Below are 18,049 nucleotides of genomic sequence, written 5' to 3' on the forward strand. Positions count from 1 at the left end.
GCCAGGACCACAATGCGTAATCGGTGTACCCAGCCTAAGGCTGGGCCGTAGGCTCGGCCGGGTGCGTTATGACCTCGACGATCTGCGGCTCTTCCTCGACATCGTGGCGGAGGGCTCGATCACGGCGGGCGCCCGCCGGATGCATCTGAGCCTGCCGTCGGCCAGCGCCCGGGTGCGCTCGCTGGAGCACCAGGCGGGAGTGGAGCTGCTGATCCGCGGCCGCCGTGGCGTGCGCCCCACGCCGGCGGGGACGACGCTGGCCCGGCACGCGCGCGAGGTCATCGCGCAGACCGTGCGGCTCGAGAGCGCCGTGGCGGGCTACACCCGGTCCCCGGCCGCTCCGCTGACCCTGCTGAGCGGCGGCTCCGCGATGCACCGGCTCGTGCCGCGCGCCCTGGTCTCGTTCCTGCGGGCGCACCCCGACGTCGATGTCACCGTGTCCGAAAGCCGTACGCCGCAGACGGTGCGGAAACTCGCCGACGGCGAGGCGGACCTGGGGGTCGTCGTCGACGACGAGGCACGCGACTGCAGCCTGGAGACGGAACCGCTCGGCGACGACTCCCTCGTCGTGATCGGCCAGGCGGGCGGGGTGCTCGCCGGGCGCACCGCGCTGACGTACCGCGAGGCCGCCGAGCACCCGCTCGTCGGGCTCGACGCCGATTCCTCGCTGGGGCGCTGGATCGAGAAACACCTCCCCGCGCACGCACCGGTCGCACGCCACCGCACCAGCGTCGCCCACTTGAATGTCGTCGCCGCCCTGGTGGCCGCCGGAGTCGGCCTCGCGGTCGTGCCACGCCGCGCCATTGACCCCAGCCAGCCCCTCGACGTATGCGAACTCCAGGACCCCTGGGCCCGCCGCCAACTCCTGCTGGCCTGGGGCGTCAAGGACGGCCCCGCGTCGCTGGCGGCCAAGGCACTGGCCGAACATCTGCGAGTTGCGACAAGGCCGGAGACGACGCTGCCAGGGCGGATGGTGGGGGAGCGGGGGTGACGGGATGGCGGTGCGGGCGGGTTTTGTGCATGATGCGGCGGGACGCGGGCTCGTCTTGATCGGCGATCAGTGACGCGTGCGGTGCGGGTAGGGAGCGAGCTCGGACTCCAACGACCGTTCCCACGCGGGGTCCTGGAAGCCGGAGCCGATCAGCAGGATCGCGCGGGCCCGCTGCGCCAGCAGCATCGATACGTACGCGATCTCCTGGGCCGGGCACGGAACGTACTGGCGAGCATGACCAGGATCCCCCGCTCGGCCGCCGCTTCCATCACGCCGCTCGCGATCGCCGCGAACTAGGGGTCCGCCCACGTCGTGGCAGATGACGCCGACGGTGTTGCTGGAGGCGCTGGCGAGCGCCTGTGCATGGGCGTTGGGGATTTGACTTGTACCTCGGGCTGAAGCCCGGGGATTCTGGCCGTCCCGCTCGTTGCTGTGTCGCTACGCGGCGCAGGTCTCGGGCGGGATTCCGTGACTTCCTGCTTCTTCGCGCTGTGCCAGGACGGGTCCTGGTCTTACCGGCGCTCCGCAGGCCGATGCCGCCAGTCCGGCGGCCGCTTTCACATTCTTCGCGGCATTGTGGTCCCGGTCGTGCCGGATGCCGCAGGCGGGACACGTCCACTCCCGCACGTCCAGGGGTTTGGGCCCGTCCCGGTGCCCGCAGGCGGAGCAGATCTGGCTGGTCGGCTCGAACCGGTCCACCTTCACGAAGGTGCGCCCGTACCGCTCGGCTTTGTAGGCGAGCATGGCCACGAACTGGGACCAGCCCGCATCGTGCACGCTCTTGGCCAGCCTCGTGCGCGCCAGTCCCGACACCGCCAAGTCCTCCATCGCGACCGCTTGGTTCTCGCGGATCAACTGCGTGGAGAGCTGGGATGGGGTCTCCCCTGCTCGAGCGAAGCCGAGAGCTTGGGGAAGGAACTCCTTGCGCGCGTCCGCCACCGCCGCGTGGGCGCGGGCGACCTTGAGACGGGCCTTGGCCCGGTTCTTCGACCCCTTCTGCTTGCGCGACAGCTCCCGCTGGGTCTTCTTCAGCTTCTTCTCCGCCCGGCGCAGAAACCGCGGCGAGTCGATCTTCGTGCCGTCCGAAAGGACCGCGGATGGGGTCTCCCCTGCTCTTTAAGAGCTTGGGGAAGAGTGAGGCCGAGGTCGATACCGATGGCGCTGTCCGGCTCCGGCTAGGCCCAGCGCTCCCGGTCGGTTGCGGGGTCGGTGTCGATGACGAAGCTGGCGAAGTACCGTCCGGCCGCATCCTTGATCACCGTCACACTCGACGGCATCACCGGCAGGCTGCGGGACCACTTCACCCTGACCTCGCCGATCTTCGGCAGCAGCAACCGCCCGTTGCTCGTGATCTTCCAGCGGGCGTTTGCGGTGAACCGGATCGACTGCCGCGCATCCTTGCGGGACTTGAACTGCGGCGCGCCCACCTTCCCCTTGCGTGCGCCCTTGAGGGACGCGAAGAAGTTCTTGTACGCGGACTCGGCATCGCGCAGGGACTGCTGCAGGACAACCGCAGAGACCTCGCCCAGCCAGGAACGTTCCGGGGTGCGCTTGGCCTGGGTGATCAACTGCTGGGACAGGGCGGCCGCCGTCGGGAAGGACTCCTTGGCCAGGCGCGCCTGTTCGCGGGCACGCACCGCATCGTTGAACACGACCCGGGCACACCCGAACGCCTGGGCCAGCGCGGTGCGTTGACCGGGCTCCGGGCACAACCTGAAGGCGTACCGAAGCTGCATGCGACGATCGTACGAACAGGCCACATCCGCTGTCGCCGGGAACACCCGTTCCCCATCTCACCGTTGCGGCCTGCATGGTCCGGCTCCGCCGGAACGACGCTGCAGTGCTCCGCTCCGCAGCGTGTCGTGCCGTTCGGGGCCCGTGACGCGGTTGCCGGTGAGACGCCGGCGGTGTGGGCGCCGCGTGCAGGGTGATGTGCGGCCCGTGCTCCCGCCTCCGGCCCAGTCCCGGCTCTTGCTGTCGCCCGGTTCCTGCTGCCGCCCCCGCCCCAACTTCCGTTCCCATTTCCGCATCGCGCCCCCTTCGTCTCGCGCCGCGAAACTTCGAGCCCACCCCTTGACCCTGCGATCAGCCAGTCATTAGCGTGGCTGACACCTTGCCAGAAAGCGCTTTCTGGAAGCGGTTTCCCGGTTTCTGTAAATACTTCTCCCACCGAACCCGCATCAGCTCTCCGTAAACGCCATGCCTCCCAAGTTCGCCGAATGCCAGGGGAGTTCACCGTGAGCCAGAGCGCACTGCCGGCAACTCCCGCCAAGACGGCGGGCGTTGCCGACCGCAGCCGCCCCACTCTGCGTCAACGTACGGTCGAAGCGGCCGAGAAGAGCTGGCGCCCGCTCGCCCTGCTGTTCGTCTGCTTCGGCGCCTGGTGGCTGATCGCCGCCACCGAGATGGTCGAGGCCTATCTCGTCCCCTCGCCCGGCGCGACCCTCGACGTGCTGCTCGACAAGTCCGACTACCTCTGGCAGCACAGCTGGGTCACCACCTACGAGACCCTGCTCGGCTTCGTCATCGCCGTGGGCGTCGGCATTCTCTCCGCCGTCCTCATGGTCTACTCGACGACCGTCGAGAAGACGCTCTATCCCATCCTCCTCTTCGCCCAGGTCGTGCCGAAGATCGCGATCGCGCCGCTGTTCGTCGTCTGGCTCGGCTTCGGCATCGCTCCCAAGATCCTGATCGCCGTGCTCATCGCCTTCTTCCCCGTCGTCATCTCGATGGTGACCGGGCTCAAGGCCGTCGATCCGGAGATGCTCCAGCTCTCCGCCACCATGGGCGCACGCCCCTGGCAGACCTTCCTCAAGATCCGCTTCCCGGCGTCGCTGCCGCATCTGTTCTCGGGGCTGAAGGTGGCCGTCACGCTCGCGGTGACCGGCGCCGTCGTCGGCGAGTTCGTCGGTGCGAACGAAGGCCTCGGCTATGTGATCCTCCAGGCCAACGGCAATCTCGACACCCCGATGCTCTTCGCCGGCCTGCTCGTGATGTCGCTGATCGGTGTGGTCCTTTTCGTGCTCGTCGAGATCGCCGAGAAGCTGCTGCTCCCGTGGCACGCGAGCCGCAGGGACGTGGCCGCCACCACCACGTACTGAGACGTACGTCCAAGCTCCCCCCAGCCAGCCATGTCCCCCGTACGCGAGAAGGGCCGTCCCATGCACGCGCGCAGACTGCTCACCGGCCTCGTCCCCCTGGCTCTCGTCGCGGTGACCGCGACGGCCTGCGGCGACGACGACAAGACGAGCACCAGCGACTCCGGCAAGGAGCTCGACAAGGTGACGCTGACGCTCAACTGGTATCCGTACGGCGAACACGCGCCGTTCTACTACGGCGAGAAGCAGAAGATCTTCGAGAAGCACGGCATCGACCTGGAGATCAGGGCGGGCCAGGGCTCTCAGAAGACCGTGCAGGCCACCGGCGCTGGGCAGACCGACTTCGGATGGGCGGACACGCCCGCGGTGCTCGCCGGCGTCGACCAGGGAGTGAAGGTCAAGAGCCTCGGCGTCTTCCTGCAGACGACGCCCGCCTCCGTGCAGTCCTTCGCGGCGCAGGACATCAAGTCGCCCGCCGATCTCAAGGGCAAGACGATCGCGGGCACGGCGGGCGACGCGCTCACCAAGACCTTCCCGATCTTCCTGCAGAAGAATGGCATGGGGCTGTCCGACGTGAAGGTCCAGAACACCGACCCTGCGGGCAAGATCGCCGCGGTGATCTCCGGCAAGACGGACGCGCTGCTCGGCTATGCGAGCGACCAGGGGCCCACCATGCAGAACAAGGCCAAGAAGGACGTCTCGTATCTGCGCTTCTCCGAGAACGGCCTGAACTTCTACTCCAACGGCCTCATCGCCGGGCCCAAGACCCTTCAGGGCAAGGGCGATCTGGCCCAGCGCATGACCAAGGCGGTGAGCGAGTCGTGGGCGGCCGCCGAGAAGAACCCGGAGCCCGCGGTCGCCGCCATGGAGGGCGCGTCCGAGCAACTGCCCCCGGAATCCGTCCTTTCGGAGCAGTTCAAGACCACGCTGACCCTCCTGCACACCGACGCCACGCAGGGGAAGGCGCCGGGCGCCAACACCGAGGCGGACTGGCAGCAGACCATCGACATCTTCGCGGAGGCCGGGATGGTCAATCAGGCCAAGCCCGTCGCGGAGTACTGGGACGCGGCCAAGGGGATCAAGGGCTGAGGGGCGGCAGGGGAATGGCGAAGGATGCGACGCTCAGGATGGTGAGTGACGAGGCGCGCGCGCCGGCGGCGGGAGCGGCGCCCGCCGTGCGCCTGGATGACGTGGCCGTCCGCTTCCGCACGAAGAAGAAGGACGTCACCGCGCTGCGCGAGGTCTCCCTCGACGTCGGGGCGGGCGAGTTCGTGGCGATCGTCGGGCCGTCGGGCTGCGGCAAGTCCACCCTCCTGAAGCTGGTCGCCGGGCTGCTCGCGCCCTCCTCGGGGGACGTGCTCCTGGGCGGTGAGCGGGTGCGCGGACCGCGGCGCGACATCGGTTACGTCTTCCAGCGGGCCGCGCTGCTCGACTGGCGCTCGGCCCGGCGCAACATCCTGCTCCAGGCGGAGATGCGCAGGATCCCCGCGGCGCAGGCACGCGCGCGTGCCGACGATCTGATCCGGATGACCGGACTCGGCGGCTTCGAGGACGCCTATCCGCACGAACTGTCCGGCGGCATGCAGCAGCGCGTCGCGCTCTGCCGGGCCCTGCTGCACGAGCCGCCGGTGCTGCTGATGGACGAGCCCTTCGGGGCGCTCGACGCGCTCACCCGCGAGCAGATGAACGTGGAGCTGAACCGGATCTGGCGCGAGACCGGCACGACGGTGCTCCTGGTCACCCACTCGATCGCGGAGGCCGTCTATCTCGCGGACCGCGTCGTCGTGATGAGCCCCCGCCCCGGGACGGTCACGGAGATCATCGACGTCGGTCTGCCGGCGGAGCGCTCGTACGCGACGACGCTGGCGACGACCGAGTTCCGCGAGGCCACGGGGCGCATCCGCGGTCTGCTGGGGGCGGCGTCGGCGCACGAGTGAGGCAGGGGCCACAGCGGGCGAGCATTGCTGTCCGTCTCATATTCGGGATAGCGTGCCGAATATGGAACAGGATGAGGTCGATGAGCGGCTCGCCGCGCGCCTCGCCGAGCTGCGTGCCGAACACGGCTGGTCGCTCGGCGAGTTGGCGGACCGCAGCGGAGTGAGCCGCTCCACCCTGTCGCGGGCCGAGCGCGCGGAGATCAGCCCCACCGCGTCCCTCCTCAACCGGCTCTGCGCCGTCTATGGACGCACCATGTCGCAGCTCCTGAGCGAGGTGGAGGCCGAGCCCGCGCAGCTGGTGCGCGCAGCCGAGCAGAGCGTGTGGACGGACGGCGCGTCCGGCTTCGTACGGCGGTCGGTGTCGCCGCCGCACACGGGCCTGCGCGGCGAACTCGTCGAGGGGCGCCTCGAACCGGGCGCGGACGTCGCCTACGACCGGCCTCCCGTGCCCGGCATCGAGCAGCACATCTGGGTGCTCGACGGGGCGCTCGAGATCACCGTCCAGGGCGAGGAGCACCACCTGGAGGCGGGTGACTGCTTGCGCTTCCGACTCTGGGGGCCGACGCGGTTCCGCTGTCCGGGTCGCAAGGCCGTGCGGTACGCGCTGGTGGTGGTCGCACGATGACGGCACCGACCCGCTCGGCCGTGACGCGCCCGGCGCCCCTGGCGCCCCTGGCGCGCCTGTCCGCCGACGAACTCCTCGCGGCCGCCGACGAGTTGGCCGCCCTGCTCGCCGACGTCGTGGACGGCGGCTCCTCCCTCGGCTTCCTCGCGCCGCTCGACCGGAAGGACGCCGCCGACTGGTGGCGGGGCCTGGCCCCGGCGGTAGCGCAGGGGCGGCTCGCCGTCTGGGCCGCGCGCGACGCGGACCGGATCACCGGGACGGTGAGCCTCGGCTTCACGGACAAGCCCAACGGCAGGCACCGCGCCGAGATCCGCAAACTGATGGTCCACCGTTCCGCACGCGGCCAGGGCCTGGCCCGCACGCTCCTGGCCACCGCGGAACGCACGGCGGCCGAAGCGGGCGTGACCCTCCTGATCCTCGACACCGAGACGGGCAGCCCCGCCGAGTCCCTGTACCGGTCAGGGGGTTGGACGGCGGCCGGGGTCATTCCGGACTACGCGGCCGATCCGGCCGGGGTGCTCCACCCGACGACCCTCTTCTTCAAGAAGGTGGTCGGTTCCGGCGCACCCCGCCCGGACCCGGCACTTCAGTACCGCAGAGCCGCCAGATACACGTAACTGTTGCGTGCCGTGGCGAACGGATCGGTGGGGCTGTCGTGTTCCACGAGCCACTGGTGGACGCCGCCCACGTGCGCGTGCTCGAACATCGCGGCGAAGTCCAGCGTCCCCGAGCCGACATCGGCGAAGCCGCCGTCCGCCGCCATGTCCTTCACATGGAGCGCGGGGAACCTTCCCGGGTGGCGTACGAAGTACTTCGCAGGATCGGCGCCTCCCTTGGCCGCCCAGTACACATCCAGCTCGAAGCCGACGAGCTCCGGGTCGGTCTCGGACACGAGGATGTCGTACAGGCTCGTGCCGTCGACCACCGCATGATCCGTGCCGTGGTTGTGGAACAGCAGCCGCCCCAGACCCGCGTCGCGCGACGCCTGCCCGATCCGGTTGAACTCCCGTGCCGCTTCCCGGAATCCGTCCGGTGTGTGCAGCGCGCCGGGCAGGCTCGGCACCACGGGCCACTTCGCGCCGAGCGTGTGCAGATCCGCGAGCGCCTGGGGCAGCCCGGCGCCCTTGAGCGTGTCGTAGGAGACATGCTCGAGGACCGCCCGCAGCTCCACCGCGTCGAGCATCCGCCGGATGTCGGCCGCGCCGTACCCGTGCCGGCCGCTCACGCCGACCGTCGCGTACCCGATCTCCGCGAGCTGCTCCAGAGTGCCCGCGAAGTCCTGCGCGAGGGCGGTGCGCATCGTGTAGAGGTGCATGCCGATGCCGCCGCGCGGGATGCACCGGCGCCGGGAGGTGTCATCCGCGCGGGCGGGCAGTGCGGTACCGACCGCTGCTGCGAGCCCCAGTGACGTACCGAGAAACGCTCTTCTGGTTCCGTTCAGACCTGAACTCTTCATGCCCACCCCTCACTTCACCGTGATCCGGACCGCGCCGGTCGTCGTGTCGCCCTTGTCGTCCGTGGCGGTCAGATGCGCCGTGTACGTCCCCACGCGCGCGTACGTGTGCTCGGCGCTGCCGCTCTCGGCGCCGCCGGGCTTGGAGTTGTCGCCGAAGTCCCAGTGGTACGCGGCGGCCGTGCGGCCCTCGGGGAGCTTCACCTCGCTCGTGAGCTTGACGGCGAGGGGCGCCGTGCCGCTCTCCGGGGCTGCCTTGACCGACACCTTCGCGCCGGTGTTCTTCTCGACTCCGGGGCCGTTGAAGTGCAGCCAGTCGAGCGTCAGGAGATCTGCCTTGTCGGACGACCACTCGGGGTTGGTGAACACGGCGTACAGCTTCGTCGTGCCGTCGTGGTCGGCCAGTTCGGTGGTCGGCGAGATGAAGTTGCCCCAGCCGCCGGTGTTCGGCACGCTCACCTTGCCGAGCAACTCACCCGTGGGCGACCCGGCACGGAACTCGATGTCGCCGCCGAGCCCGCCCGAAGCGGCTCCCACGGTCACGGAGTCGACGCCCTTGAGGTGCACCGGGTCGAAGGCGACCCAGTCGCCGTCCTCGATCTCGATGAGCCGCTTGCCGCCGGACGCGTCCGCGCGGTCACCGGTCACGGCACCTTCGTGCGCGCCGCCGGTGCTCGTGCGGTGCTCCGCCTCGCGGAAGGACGTCCGCAGCGTCAGCGAGGAGGACCCCGTCAGCGCGGGCACCCCGTCCGCGCCCTTGTCCTCGTACCGGGCCGTGATCCCGTAGTAGAGGTTCTGTCCGGGGCCGTGGCTGTCCCCGGCGTCCGTCACGATCTCGCCCGCGCAGCCGGTGTAGTTGTCCAGCGGATGCAGATGCGTGTCGTGCCCGAGCTGGGACTGGACGACGACCTTCTTGCAGTCGATCGGGCCGTCCTCCTTGTCGGTCACCTTGATCTTGAACGGGATCGTGTCCCCGAAGCTGAACGTCCCGCCGTTCGGCGGCTGTTGGATCGTCACCACGGGCCGGGTGTTCCCGACGGTGATCTCCTGCACGGCAAGACCGCTCAGATCGCCCGGGCCTGTCACCTTGAGCCGGGCGCTGAACTGGCCCTTCTTGGTGTACGTGTACGTGGGGTCCGCCTCGGTCGAGTCGGTCGTGCCGTCGCCGTCGAAGTCCCAGGCATACGTGACGGGCTTGCCGTCCGGCAGCCCCGAACCCTTGCTGGAGAACTTCACCGTCAGCGGGACCGTGCCGTTGTCCGGAGTGGCGCTCACACGGGCGTCCGGGAGCCGTTTGTCGGCGACGTAGTCGATGCGGTAGATGCCCGCGCCCTCGTTGCTTCCGCCGCGGCCGGTGCCGCTGCCGAGCCCGAAATCGATGACGTACATGGCACCGTCAGGACCGAAGTCGGCGTCGAAGGGCTGGTTCCATTTCATGTCCGGGAAAATGGAGTTGATCGAGTTCAGATCGCCCGCCTTGGCAGGCTCGAAGCGCGGATCGGTGAACGTCTGGTCCTTCTCCTGCATCGAGAAGACCTTGAACCACTGCCGCGTCAGCTCGTAGTTGAACCACTTCCCCTCGAAGTACTCGGGGAACTTCGTCCTGTACGTGTTGTCCGCGTCGTAGTCGTAGACGGGACCGCTCATCGGGCCGCCGCCACCCGTGCCGAGCTCGGGAAACTCCTTGGAGGCCGAATACGCGTACCAGACATGCGCGGGCTGAGCAGGCGGCAGGTCGCGCAGCCCCGTGTTGTTGGGCGAATCGTTCACGAGCTTCGCGCAGTCGAATTTCGCGCCCGACGTCTTCGTCGCGAAGTCGTAGTCGTTGAACGGGGTGTTGTCGCCGACGCAGTAGGGCCAGCCGTAATTGCCCGCCTTGGTGATGCGGTTGTACTCGACCGTCCCCTCGGGGCCGCGGTCGGCTACGGCCGCCTTCGCGTCGGGCCCGTAGTCGGCCATCAGCAGGGCGCCGCTCAGCGGGTCCGTGGTGATGCGGAAGGGATTGCGCAGGCCCATCGCGTAGACCTCGGGCCGTGTCCTGTCCGTGCCCGGCGCGAAGAGATTCCCTTCGGGGACGGAGTACGTCCCGTCGTCCTTCGGCGTGATCCGCAGGACCTTTCCACGCAGGTCGTTCGTATTGCCCGAGGTGCCCTGCGCGTCCCAGGCGCGGCGGCCTTCGCGCTCGTCGATCGGGCTGAATCCGTCCGACGCGAACGGATCGGTGTTGTCACCCGTCGCGATGTACAGGTCGCCCTTCTTGTCGAAGGCGATCGAGCCCGCCATGTGCGAGTTCGCCCGGCCCTCGCCGCGCCAGGTCGGAATGGTCAACAGGCGTTTCTCTGTGGCCGGATCGACCTTGCCGCCCGATTCGGTGAAGCGGGACAGATTGATGCGTTTCTCGGTCTTGTCGGAGTTCAGGAGATAGAGCCAGTGGTTGTCCTTGAACTTCGGGTCGAGCGCGAGGCCGAGCAGCCCGTCCGACTGGCTCGTCATCTCGGGGGTGTAGTCGAAGTCGAGCGCCGTGGTGACCTTCAGCGTCTCCTGGTCGATGATCTTGAGCTTCCCGGTGCGCTGGACGAAGAACACCCGGCGGTCGGGGGCGACGGCCAGCTCGAAGGGGTCCGCCAGATCGTTCGTGGCGAGCGGCGTGCGCTGGAAGGCACCGGTCTTGGTGGCGGTGCAGTCGCCGGGCTTGTTGCCCGCGGCCCACTCGATGCCGCCGAGGATGTGCCGGAGGAAACCCTCCTCCTGGAACGCCGACTTGGCATGGCCGCCGGCCGTGTACCAGGAGCGGCCGCCGTCATAGTTCTGGCACCAGGACCACGGCTGGTCGACGCCCTCGTCGAGCCCGGTGACGCCGTCGCGCACCTTGACCTGGGCGAGCGTGTGCACCTTCCCCGTCGGATTGGCGCGCCAGTTGTACCACTCCTCCGTGCGCTCCCAGAGCTCCGGGAGGCCCTTGGTGGAGGGGTGCGCGTGGTCGAGCACCTTGATCCGGCCGGTCTGCACCTCGGGGTGCTTGTCGAAGATCGCGCCGACCAGGCCCTCGTACCAGCTCCAGTCCCGCTCGCTGGCCGACGCCGCGTGCAGGCCGACCCAGCCGCCGCCCCCGCGGACGTACTTCTGGAAGGCCGCGCGCTGCTCGGCGTTCAGCAGATCGCCCTTCTCCGGGGTGGAGTTGGTGTTGTTGAAGACGATGGCCTGAAAGCGGGCGAGATTCGCGTCGGTGAAGGCCGCCGCGTCGTCGGTGGCCTCGACCTCGAAGCCGTTCTCGCTGCCGAGCTTCTTGATGGCCTCGATACCCGCGGGGATCGAGTCATGGGGGAAGTTCGTGACCTTGGAGAAGACCAGGACACGGAACGGGGCCGCCGCGGCCTGAGGGTCCCCTTGCGCCACCGCGCGGGGCGGCGCGGTGAGGCCGAGGCCGATGACGAGGGCGAGCAGGGCGACGATCGCGAGCAGGGGTCTGAGTGCGGTGTTACCCGTGCCCGTTCTCGGCACGGCGGGACTCGTGGAACTCATGGCGCTCCCTGGGCTGGGCGGGTGGACGGCTGCCGGTAGCCGGGTGTGCGGTGAGTGTGCGAGTTGAGCTAGAAAGCGCTTTCTCAAGCGCGTTGCTCAGCGTAGGAGCCGCTCTGACGGAGGGTCAATGGGTCGGAAGGGTCATCTGGTGTGAGGAGGGAGTCGCCGCGGGAGCCGGTGGCCGGGCACTGGTATGAGGCCCCGCGCGCGGGGGAGGGTTGACCACCAGGAAGCCACATCGCTCACGTCGCTCACGTCGCTCACGTCGCTCACGTCGTACAGGGAGTCGTCCCATGCCAGACCACGCCGCCACGCCCGCACCCGCCGCGTACACCGTCGGAGTCGTGAACGCGGCCGATGGCGTACCGATCGCCACCTACACCTGGCTGCCGGACGGCAGGCCGCGCGCCTTCGTGCAGATCGCGCACGGCGCGGGCGAACACGCCCTGCGCTACGACCGGTTCGCCCGCCACCTGACGGCGAACGGCTACGGAGTCATCGCATCCGACCACCGCGGCCACGGCGCCACGGCGCAGTCGACCGGCGGCTACGGAGTGACGGGTTCAGGTCCCGCCGACAGCGCCGACAGCTGGCGCGCCATCGTCGACGACCTCAAGGCGATCGGCGACCAGGTGCGCGCGCTGCACCCCGACACCCCGTTCTTCCTGCTCGGCCACAGCCTCGGCTCGCACCTCGCCAGGGACTACGCCCAGGAGTACGCCGACGGGCTCGCGGGCCTGATCCTCTCCGGAACCTTCCGCTCCCTGCCCGGAGTCGAGACCGAGGAGTCGATCGCCCGCCTGGAGCGCGAGATCGCCGACAGCGGCCGGACGGCGCTCTCCTCGTACATCCCCGAACTCTTCGCCTCCTTCAACGACCCGTACACCCACCGCACCGGCTTCGAGTGGCTCTCGCGCGACGAGGCCGAGGTCGATGCGTACGTCGCCGACGAGCGCTGCGGATTCCCGTTCTCCGCGGGGCTCTGCCTGGACTGGGTGCGCGCCGTACGGAAGATCAACGACCCGCGGAACCTGGCCAGGATCCCGGCCGACCTGCCCGTCCACATTGCGGTCGGCACGGACGACCCCTGCAACCAGGGGATGACGCTGGTCCATGAACTCCTGGAGGACTTCCGGTACGTGGGCGTGGGCGACCTCACGTGGAAGGGGTACGAGCAGGCGCGCCACGAGATCCTCAACGAGACGAACAGGGACGAGGTGCAGGAGGACCTGACGGCCTGGCTGGACAAGCGCGTGCTGTGAGGGGCGCTTCGGGGGGCCGCTGTCAGTGGCGTTGGTTAACGTTCATGGCATGTCTCGAGCTCATGCCAAAGCCGCCCATGTCACGGGCGACGACGTACGCCGTATCGCCCTGGCCCTGCCGGATACGACGGAGAAGATCGCCTGGAGCATGCCCACCTTCCGGGTGGCCGGGAAGATGTTCGCCACGCTGCCGGAGGACGAGACGTCCATCGCCGTGCGCTGCCCGAAGGAGGAGCGGGACGAGCTGGTCCTGGCGGAGCCGGAGAAGTTCTGGATCGCCGATCACGAGGCGATGTTCGCCTGGGTGCGGGCCCGCCTCTCGGCGCTCGACACGGCGGAGCTGACCGACATCCTCGCCGACTCCTGGCGCCAGGCGGCCCCCACTCGACTCCTGGACGCCTACCCGGAGTTGGGTGTCCCGCCGACGGACTGAAATGGGGAGGGGGCCGTCAGGGGGGGCGGGGACGTGGGGCGCGACGCTCGAGGTGTCGAGGGGGTGGGTGGCCGGTGTCGGTCGGTCCGTTGGACCCTCGCCCGCGGAGCGGAAGAGCATCTGGTCGCGGGACTTCGGGTTGTTCTTCGGGGCGCAAGCCGTGGCCAAGCTCGGGGTCACCATGCTGCCGGTCGCGCTAGCCCCGGGGCTGCTGCAGCACGGGCACGGCGCGGGCGCCGTCGGCCTCGCGATGTCCGCCACCCTCGTCGTCCAGGAGCACGGCTCCGGCGCGTACGGCCCGGTGAACTCGGCCCTCGGCGCGGGCACCGTGCTCGGCGGCCTGATCGCCCTGCGCCTTCGCCCTCGCCGCATGCTCCGCGCCGGCGCCATCGCGCTGATCGGCTACTGCGCCTTCCCGGCGGCCGTCGGCGTCCGGCTCGGCGTCCCGCTGATGGCGGCGGGCGCCGCGGTCGCGGGCGCCGGCCTCTCCTTCTGGGGTGTGATTCTGGGGCGTGATTCTGGGGCGTGATTCTGGGGCGTGATGTGGGCGACGAGCGTCCAGACCCAGGTGCCGCCCGACGTCCTCAACCGCATCCACGCGTACGACGTCGCGGGCTCCATCGCGCTGCTGCCGGTCGGCCAGACACTCGCGGGGCCCGCCGCGAGCGCGTTCGGCGCGGAGCAGGTGCTGATCACGGGCGGTGTGACCACGGTCGCCGCCTGCCTGGCCATGCCGGCGGTGCCCGCGATACGCGGACTGGTGCGCGCGGACGCGGCCCCGGTGACGGGCGGTCCTGGCCGGCTGCCCGCGCCGGCGGCTATCCGCGAGCCTGCGCCCCCAGAAACCCGGTGATCCGCTCCCGCAGGGACCGCGCGTCGAGGCCGTGCGCGGCCATGTGCTCGTCGATCTGCCCGTAGCGACGCAGCTCGGCGCGGCCGACGCCGAGCCCGACGACCCGGTGCGGGAGGTCGGCCAGCGCGTCGTTCGCGGCGGCGGTGGAGGTCCCGGCCAGATAGGGCTCGACGATCACAACGTCGGCGGCATGCGCCGTCCCCACGGCCCGGCGCAGAGCCTCCGAGTCGAAGGGGCGCACCGTGGTCGCGTACAGCACGCCGACATCGATCCCCTCGGTCGCGGCGAGGACGTTGTCCAGCATCGGGCCGACGGCGATCACCACCCCGTCACGGCCCTCGCGCACGGTGCGGAAGTGTGCCCCGTCGACCGCCAGGGCCTGAACGTTCGACTGCACCGAAAGCCGGACATAGACCTTGTCGTCGCCCGCGGCGACCGCGTGCCGCAGCAGGGTCTCGGCCTCGTCCGGGTGCCCCGGCACATGCACGGTCCAGCCGTCCAGGGTGTCGAGCAGCGCCACGTCGCCCGGTGACATATGGGTGAAGCCACCGGCGGGCCAGTCGAACGAGGCGGCCGCGCTGACGAGCACCCCGCCCACACCCTGGTGCCCGAAGTCCAGCTTGAGCTGCTCGAACGGCCGCTCCACGAGAAAGCTCGCGAAGGTGTGCACGATGGGCCGCAGTCCGGCAAGGGCGAGCCCGGCGCCGGCGCCGACGAGCAGCTGCTCCCGGATCCCGACGTTGATCACCCGCTCCGGGTGCCTGCGCTGGGCGTCCTTGAATCCGTCCGCCCCGATCTCGGCGAGGACGACGGCGACGCGGGGGTCTTCGTCGAGCAGCCGCGAGACGACGGGGGCGAAGCGATCACGCATGGTGTCCATGAGAGAGGTACCTCCGGAGAGAAGCTGATGTGGGAGCGGGGGGAGAGGAATGAACGGGGCGAGCCCGTGGGCGGCGGTCGGGAGGACCTGGACAGGCCCTAGCCCTTCGGCTCGACCCGTGCCACGACCACGCGCGGCCGCCCCGGATGCGGCGCGGTGAACGCCGCGTACAGCGCGTCGTGATCACGGCCGTCGACGGTCTGGGCCGACCACCCGGCGGCCTCGAAGCGCGCGGCGATGCCGCCGGGCCTGGCATGGCGTGCGGAGGCGTTGTCGATCACGACGGTGTGCAGCCGTTCGAGGCCGGAAGGACCCGCGAAGGCGATGGCCTCGTGATTGCTGCCCTCGTCGAGCTCCGCGTCCCCGACGAGCACCCACACCCGCGGCTCGGCGAGCCCGCGTGCCCCGAGCCCCAGCGCCGTGCCCACCGCGAGCGGCAGCCCGTGCCCGAGCGATCCGCTCCCGATCTCCACCCCCGGCACGAGCACCCGGTCCGGGTGGTGCCCCAGCGGAGAGTCGTACGCCCCGAAGCCTTCGAGCCAGTCGACCGGTATGAAGCCCTTGGCGGCGAGGACGGCGTAGTACGCCATGGGCCCGTGCCCCTTGGAGAGCAGGAACCGGTCGCGCTCCGGGTCGTCCGCGCGCTCGGGTGTGACCCTGAGCACTCGGTCGTAGAGCACCCAGAGAGCGTCGAGGGTCGACGTCGCCGCGGGCCCGTGCTTCTCGTCCCCGGTCATCAGCGCCATGAGGCCCGGCAGATCGGCGTATCCGTACTCGTGTCCGCGTTCCGTTGTCGTCGTCATGCCACCGAGCGTGCAACCTCAAGCTTGCTTGAGGTCAAGAGGGCGGAAAAGGCGTGAGCGATCACCGGCTGGAGTGCGGTATTGTTTCGGTGCGCGTTCGGCCAGGGGAAACCCCAGGTCATACGGGCAACGGGACGTGGCGCAGCTTGGTAGCGCACTTGACTGGGGGTCAAGGGGTCGCAGGTTCAAATCCTGTCGTCCCGACGGTTCGAACTTTCGAACGTCGCAGGTAAGAGGCCGTTTTCGAACGGCCTCTTTCTGTTGCCCGGGTGCTCCCGGGTGGGAGCGTGGGAGCGGGAGCGCGCTCCCATGTGTCCCCTTGTCTGTTTGCTCCCACTCGGGCGACTGTCCGCATATTCGGTTTCTTGCGCGCGCGTTCACATCGGTGTCCGTTTTGTTACCTGCGGCTCCCCGTCGATCGGGTGGCTTCGGGGGTATGTGCTTGCGCTCTTGCCGCTGGTCGGCCGTGCTCCCACTGGGAGTGGGGTCGGGAGCGGTGGCCCCATATCCGGAAGTCGAGGTATGGGGCCATGCGAATGCTTGACCCCATGTCCGATTCCGGTTGGGTGGTATGCCGGTTTTCGTCGGTGGCGGTTGCTGGGTGCATGGAGATGTTGAACGCAGTTGCCGGATGGCGGGGAGGGGCGGGCGGCCGGGATGGGCTGTGTGCGGTGTGGAGGGTCCTGCGACGGTTCCCGTTACCGCCCAGCGGGTCGAGCCGGAGATTGCCGGGCAGCGCTCGTCGCGGTCCTCTTTGGGCCACGCGAGATGCGACCTCGCAGCCTCACTTGGCGTTCCATGTGCTCGCATCGAGCGAAGCGGCTGCCGACGAGTGCGGCGTGGTCCGGGAGTTGGCCAGCCGACACGGCAGATTCGGGCTCGGGCGCAGGATTGGCGCCGGGTACCATCAGCGTGTCCACCTCCGCGATCGCCGCGCCCATCGACATCGTGGCCAACTCCGTGCAGTCCACCCTCACCCTCACCAAGAACGGCTCGGACACGGCCACCTTCACCTGCAAGTCGAACCCGGCCATCCCCGCCGGCGGCGAAGTGTCCACCGGGCCGCTCAACGGGACCGTCGCCACCGGCGACAGCCTTGAGGGCAAGCCCCTCAACGTCGTCGTCCTCGGGATCAGCGTGACCTGCAACGACACCTCCGCACAGGCTCCGGGGCCCTTCGTCTTCTGACGGGCCCACGGATCCAGCACATGGGACGGCATCGCTCAGCGGTCGGCGGTGTCGTCCCCAGGCATTTCCCTCGCTCAGACCCCTTCCCCTTCCTGTGTCAGGGGCGCCAGTACTGATTCTTGTTCTCGTCCCTGATCAGCACTCCCAGGCCCTGCAGCGTCTCCCTCAAGTCCCTCGCGTCCGTCCCCGCCTTCCGCTTCAGCGCCGCCTCCCTTGCCGCAAGCACCGCGTGGACCTCCGCCGGCAGTTCGGGGACACCCGGGATCCAGCGGTGGAACCGCGCCGCGTGCGGGTCCGCCTCCGCCACGGATAGCCGTGCTCGCGGAACGCCTTCGCTAGCTTCGCCGACGGTGCGGTGCGCGGGCCCCGTGCGAACTCGCGTGATGCTCCGTCCAGGACCACCAGGTCCTTGCCATCCAGGAACACCGCCGAGACGTCGGATCGTTCGATCGTCCGTACCCGGTCGTGCTGGTCCGTCTCCAGCCGGCCGTCCGTCAGCTTCAGCTCCTGCGTGATTTCCGTTACGGCGATCAGGAGTCCCGCCACCAGGCCCACCGCCGTCACGACGGTCGCCACGGCTTATCCAGCGAGCCGACGAACGTGATGCCGTCCCGCCACGGCAGCACCGCGCCTCCGACACCCAACGGGCCAGCGGCGGCAGGGCGATGCCAAGGAGCAGGCCGAGGACGAGCATGCCGATGAGTACGACGAGCAGGTCGCCGCGCGGGTACCCCAGTACCGTCGTCCGGGTCTTGGCGAGGGGGAGGGGGCGGTGCAGGGCCTTCTCGCCAGGCGCGGGCGTTGCGCGCTCTTCGCGGGTCATGGTCGTGACGCTAGGCGCGCGCGGGGGCCGCCGGAGCTGCGGCCTAACGTCGATGGGCCGCAGACTTCGTAGGTATCTCCTTCTGGAAGGCGCGTACGGGAACGGATGGCGGTACGTTCTACGGAGGTTCTGCTCACGGCACTGGGCTACACGACGGCGCCCCTGATCGACGTCCGTCACC

The 18,049-nt window shown here is 69.6% G+C and carries 13 protein-coding genes, 1 tRNA gene and 4 pseudogenes; 11 read left to right on the plus strand and 7 right to left on the minus strand.

Annotated elements, in window-relative coordinates; genetic code table 11:
* Positions 1-61: 61 nt before the first annotated feature.
* Complete coding sequence (locus AB0O76_RS36850; protein WP_365500849.1) at positions 62-991, plus strand: LysR family transcriptional regulator; 930 nt, start codon at positions 62-64, stop codon at positions 989-991.
* 87 nt (positions 992-1,078) lie between these two features.
* On the opposite strand, the pseudogene AB0O76_RS36855 reads toward AB0O76_RS36850, so the two are convergent.
* Positions 1,079-1,369: pseudogene (locus AB0O76_RS36855) on the minus strand (LacI family transcriptional regulator); the annotation flags it as partial.
* 60 nt (positions 1,370-1,429) lie between these two features.
* Positions 1,430-2,727: pseudogene (locus AB0O76_RS36860) on the minus strand (RNA-guided endonuclease TnpB family protein).
* A 501-nt stretch (positions 2,728-3,228) separates the two neighbouring features.
* On the opposite strand from AB0O76_RS36860, the gene AB0O76_RS36865 reads away from it, so the two are divergent.
* The 5 genes from AB0O76_RS36865 (at position 3,229) to AB0O76_RS36885 (ending at position 7,268) form a co-directional block, all read left to right on the plus strand.
* Positions 3,229-4,092 carry an ABC transporter permease gene (locus AB0O76_RS36865; protein WP_365500851.1) on the plus strand — a complete coding sequence of 288 codons (864 nt, stop codon included), beginning with the start codon at positions 3,229-3,231 and terminating at the stop codon, positions 4,090-4,092.
* A 60-nt stretch (positions 4,093-4,152) separates the two neighbouring features.
* The gene (locus AB0O76_RS36870) at positions 4,153-5,178 is read left to right on the plus strand and encodes an ABC transporter substrate-binding protein (protein ID WP_365500853.1); all 1,026 of its coding nucleotides are present in this window, start codon (positions 4,153-4,155) and stop codon (positions 5,176-5,178) included.
* Positions 5,179-5,216: 38 nt separating this feature from the next.
* Positions 5,217-6,026: an ABC transporter ATP-binding protein gene (locus tag AB0O76_RS36875; RefSeq protein WP_365500855.1), complete on the plus strand. Its 810-nt coding sequence runs from the start codon at positions 5,217-5,219 to the stop codon at positions 6,024-6,026.
* A 61-nt stretch (positions 6,027-6,087) separates the two neighbouring features.
* Positions 6,088-6,651 carry an XRE family transcriptional regulator gene (locus tag AB0O76_RS36880; protein WP_365500857.1) on the plus strand — a complete coding sequence of 188 codons (564 nt, stop codon included), beginning with the start codon at positions 6,088-6,090 and terminating at the stop codon, positions 6,649-6,651.
* Complete coding sequence (locus AB0O76_RS36885; protein WP_365500859.1) at positions 6,648-7,268, plus strand: GNAT family N-acetyltransferase; 621 nt, start codon at positions 6,648-6,650, stop codon at positions 7,266-7,268. Before AB0O76_RS36880 ends, AB0O76_RS36885 begins: the two co-directional genes overlap by 4 nt.
* On the opposite strand, the gene AB0O76_RS36890 is transcribed toward AB0O76_RS36885, so the two are convergent.
* Together AB0O76_RS36890 and AB0O76_RS36895 are read right to left on the minus strand one after the other, a co-directional pair.
* A complete protein-coding gene (locus AB0O76_RS36890) occupies positions 7,238-8,107 on the minus strand; it encodes a sugar phosphate isomerase/epimerase (RefSeq protein ID WP_365500861.1) in 870 nt (289 codons plus the stop codon). The genes AB0O76_RS36885 and AB0O76_RS36890 overlap by 31 nt on opposite strands.
* Positions 8,108-8,116: 9 nt before the next feature.
* Entirely contained in the window at positions 8,117-11,626 is a 3,510-nt protein-coding gene (locus tag AB0O76_RS36895) for a ThuA domain-containing protein (RefSeq protein ID WP_365500863.1), read from the minus strand.
* 293 nt (positions 11,627-11,919) lie between these two features.
* Here AB0O76_RS36895 and AB0O76_RS36900 point away from each other — a divergent pair, with 293 nt between their 5' ends.
* The 3 genes and pseudogenes from AB0O76_RS36900 (at position 11,920) to AB0O76_RS36910 (ending at position 14,174) form a co-directional block, all read left to right on the plus strand.
* Complete coding sequence (locus AB0O76_RS36900) at positions 11,920-12,888, plus strand: alpha/beta hydrolase (protein WP_365500865.1); 969 nt, start codon at positions 11,920-11,922, stop codon at positions 12,886-12,888.
* A 49-nt stretch (positions 12,889-12,937) separates the two neighbouring features.
* Entirely contained in the window at positions 12,938-13,321 is a 384-nt protein-coding gene (locus AB0O76_RS36905) for an MmcQ/YjbR family DNA-binding protein (protein WP_365500867.1), read from the plus strand.
* Between the two features lie 67 nt (positions 13,322-13,388).
* A pseudogene (locus AB0O76_RS36910) lies at positions 13,389-14,174 on the plus strand (hypothetical protein).
* On the opposite strand, the gene AB0O76_RS36915 reads toward AB0O76_RS36910, so the two are convergent.
* Together AB0O76_RS36915 and AB0O76_RS36920 are read right to left on the minus strand one after the other, a co-directional pair.
* Positions 14,140-15,054 carry a transketolase C-terminal domain-containing protein gene (locus AB0O76_RS36915; protein ID WP_365500869.1) on the minus strand — a complete coding sequence of 305 codons (915 nt, stop codon included), beginning with the start codon at positions 15,052-15,054 and terminating at the stop codon, positions 14,140-14,142. The pseudogene AB0O76_RS36910 and the gene AB0O76_RS36915 sit on opposite strands and share 35 nt — an antisense overlap.
* Before the next feature lie 98 nt (positions 15,055-15,152).
* The gene (locus AB0O76_RS36920; RefSeq protein ID WP_365500871.1) at positions 15,153-15,857 is read right to left on the minus strand and encodes a transketolase; all 705 of its coding nucleotides are present in this window, start codon (positions 15,855-15,857) and stop codon (positions 15,153-15,155) included.
* A gap of 130 nt (positions 15,858-15,987) precedes the next feature.
* Here AB0O76_RS36920 and AB0O76_RS36925 point away from each other — a divergent pair.
* Positions 15,988-16,061, plus strand: a tRNA-Pro gene (locus AB0O76_RS36925).
* Positions 16,062-16,760: 699 nt separating this feature from the next.
* Positions 16,761-17,045, plus strand: a pseudogene (locus tag AB0O76_RS36930) (hypothetical protein); the annotation flags it as partial.
* Positions 17,046-17,142: 97 nt separating this feature from the next.
* Here AB0O76_RS36930 and AB0O76_RS36935 read toward each other — a convergent pair.
* The gene (locus tag AB0O76_RS36935; RefSeq protein WP_365500873.1) at positions 17,143-17,352 is read right to left on the minus strand and encodes a hypothetical protein; all 210 of its coding nucleotides are present in this window, start codon (positions 17,350-17,352) and stop codon (positions 17,143-17,145) included.
* Positions 17,353-18,049 lie beyond the last annotated feature (697 nt).

The sequence above is a fragment of the Streptomyces sp. NPDC086554 genome (assembly GCF_040686095.1).
GTDB lineage: Bacteria > Actinomycetota > Actinomycetes > Streptomycetales > Streptomycetaceae > Streptomyces.

What these genes read in the sequence shown, in the direction of transcription:
- AB0O76_RS36870 (WP_365500853.1), top strand. Translation starts at nt 4,153, where the DNA reads ATGCACGCGCGCAGACTGCTCACCGGCCTCGTCCCCCTGGCTCTCGTC.
- AB0O76_RS36875 (WP_365500855.1), top strand. Translation starts at nt 5,217, where the DNA reads ATGGTGAGTGACGAGGCGCGCGCGCCGGCGGCGGGAGCGGCGCCCGCC.
- AB0O76_RS36880 (WP_365500857.1), top strand. Translation starts at nt 6,088, where the DNA reads ATGGAACAGGATGAGGTCGATGAGCGGCTCGCCGCGCGCCTCGCCGAG.
- AB0O76_RS36885 (WP_365500859.1), top strand. Translation starts at nt 6,648, where the DNA reads ATGACGGCACCGACCCGCTCGGCCGTGACGCGCCCGGCGCCCCTGGCG.
- AB0O76_RS36890 (WP_365500861.1), bottom strand. Translation starts at nt 8,107, where the DNA reads ATGAAGAGTTCAGGTCTGAACGGAACCAGAAGAGCGTTTCTCGGTACG.
- AB0O76_RS36895 (WP_365500863.1), bottom strand. Translation starts at nt 11,626, where the DNA reads ATGAGTTCCACGAGTCCCGCCGTGCCGAGAACGGGCACGGGTAACACC.
- AB0O76_RS36900 (WP_365500865.1), top strand. Translation starts at nt 11,920, where the DNA reads ATGCCAGACCACGCCGCCACGCCCGCACCCGCCGCGTACACCGTCGGA.
- AB0O76_RS36905 (WP_365500867.1), top strand. Translation starts at nt 12,938, where the DNA reads ATGTCTCGAGCTCATGCCAAAGCCGCCCATGTCACGGGCGACGACGTA.
- AB0O76_RS36915 (WP_365500869.1), bottom strand. Translation starts at nt 15,054, where the DNA reads ATGGACACCATGCGTGATCGCTTCGCCCCCGTCGTCTCGCGGCTGCTC.
- AB0O76_RS36920 (WP_365500871.1), bottom strand. Translation starts at nt 15,857, where the DNA reads ATGACGACGACAACGGAACGCGGACACGAGTACGGATACGCCGATCTG.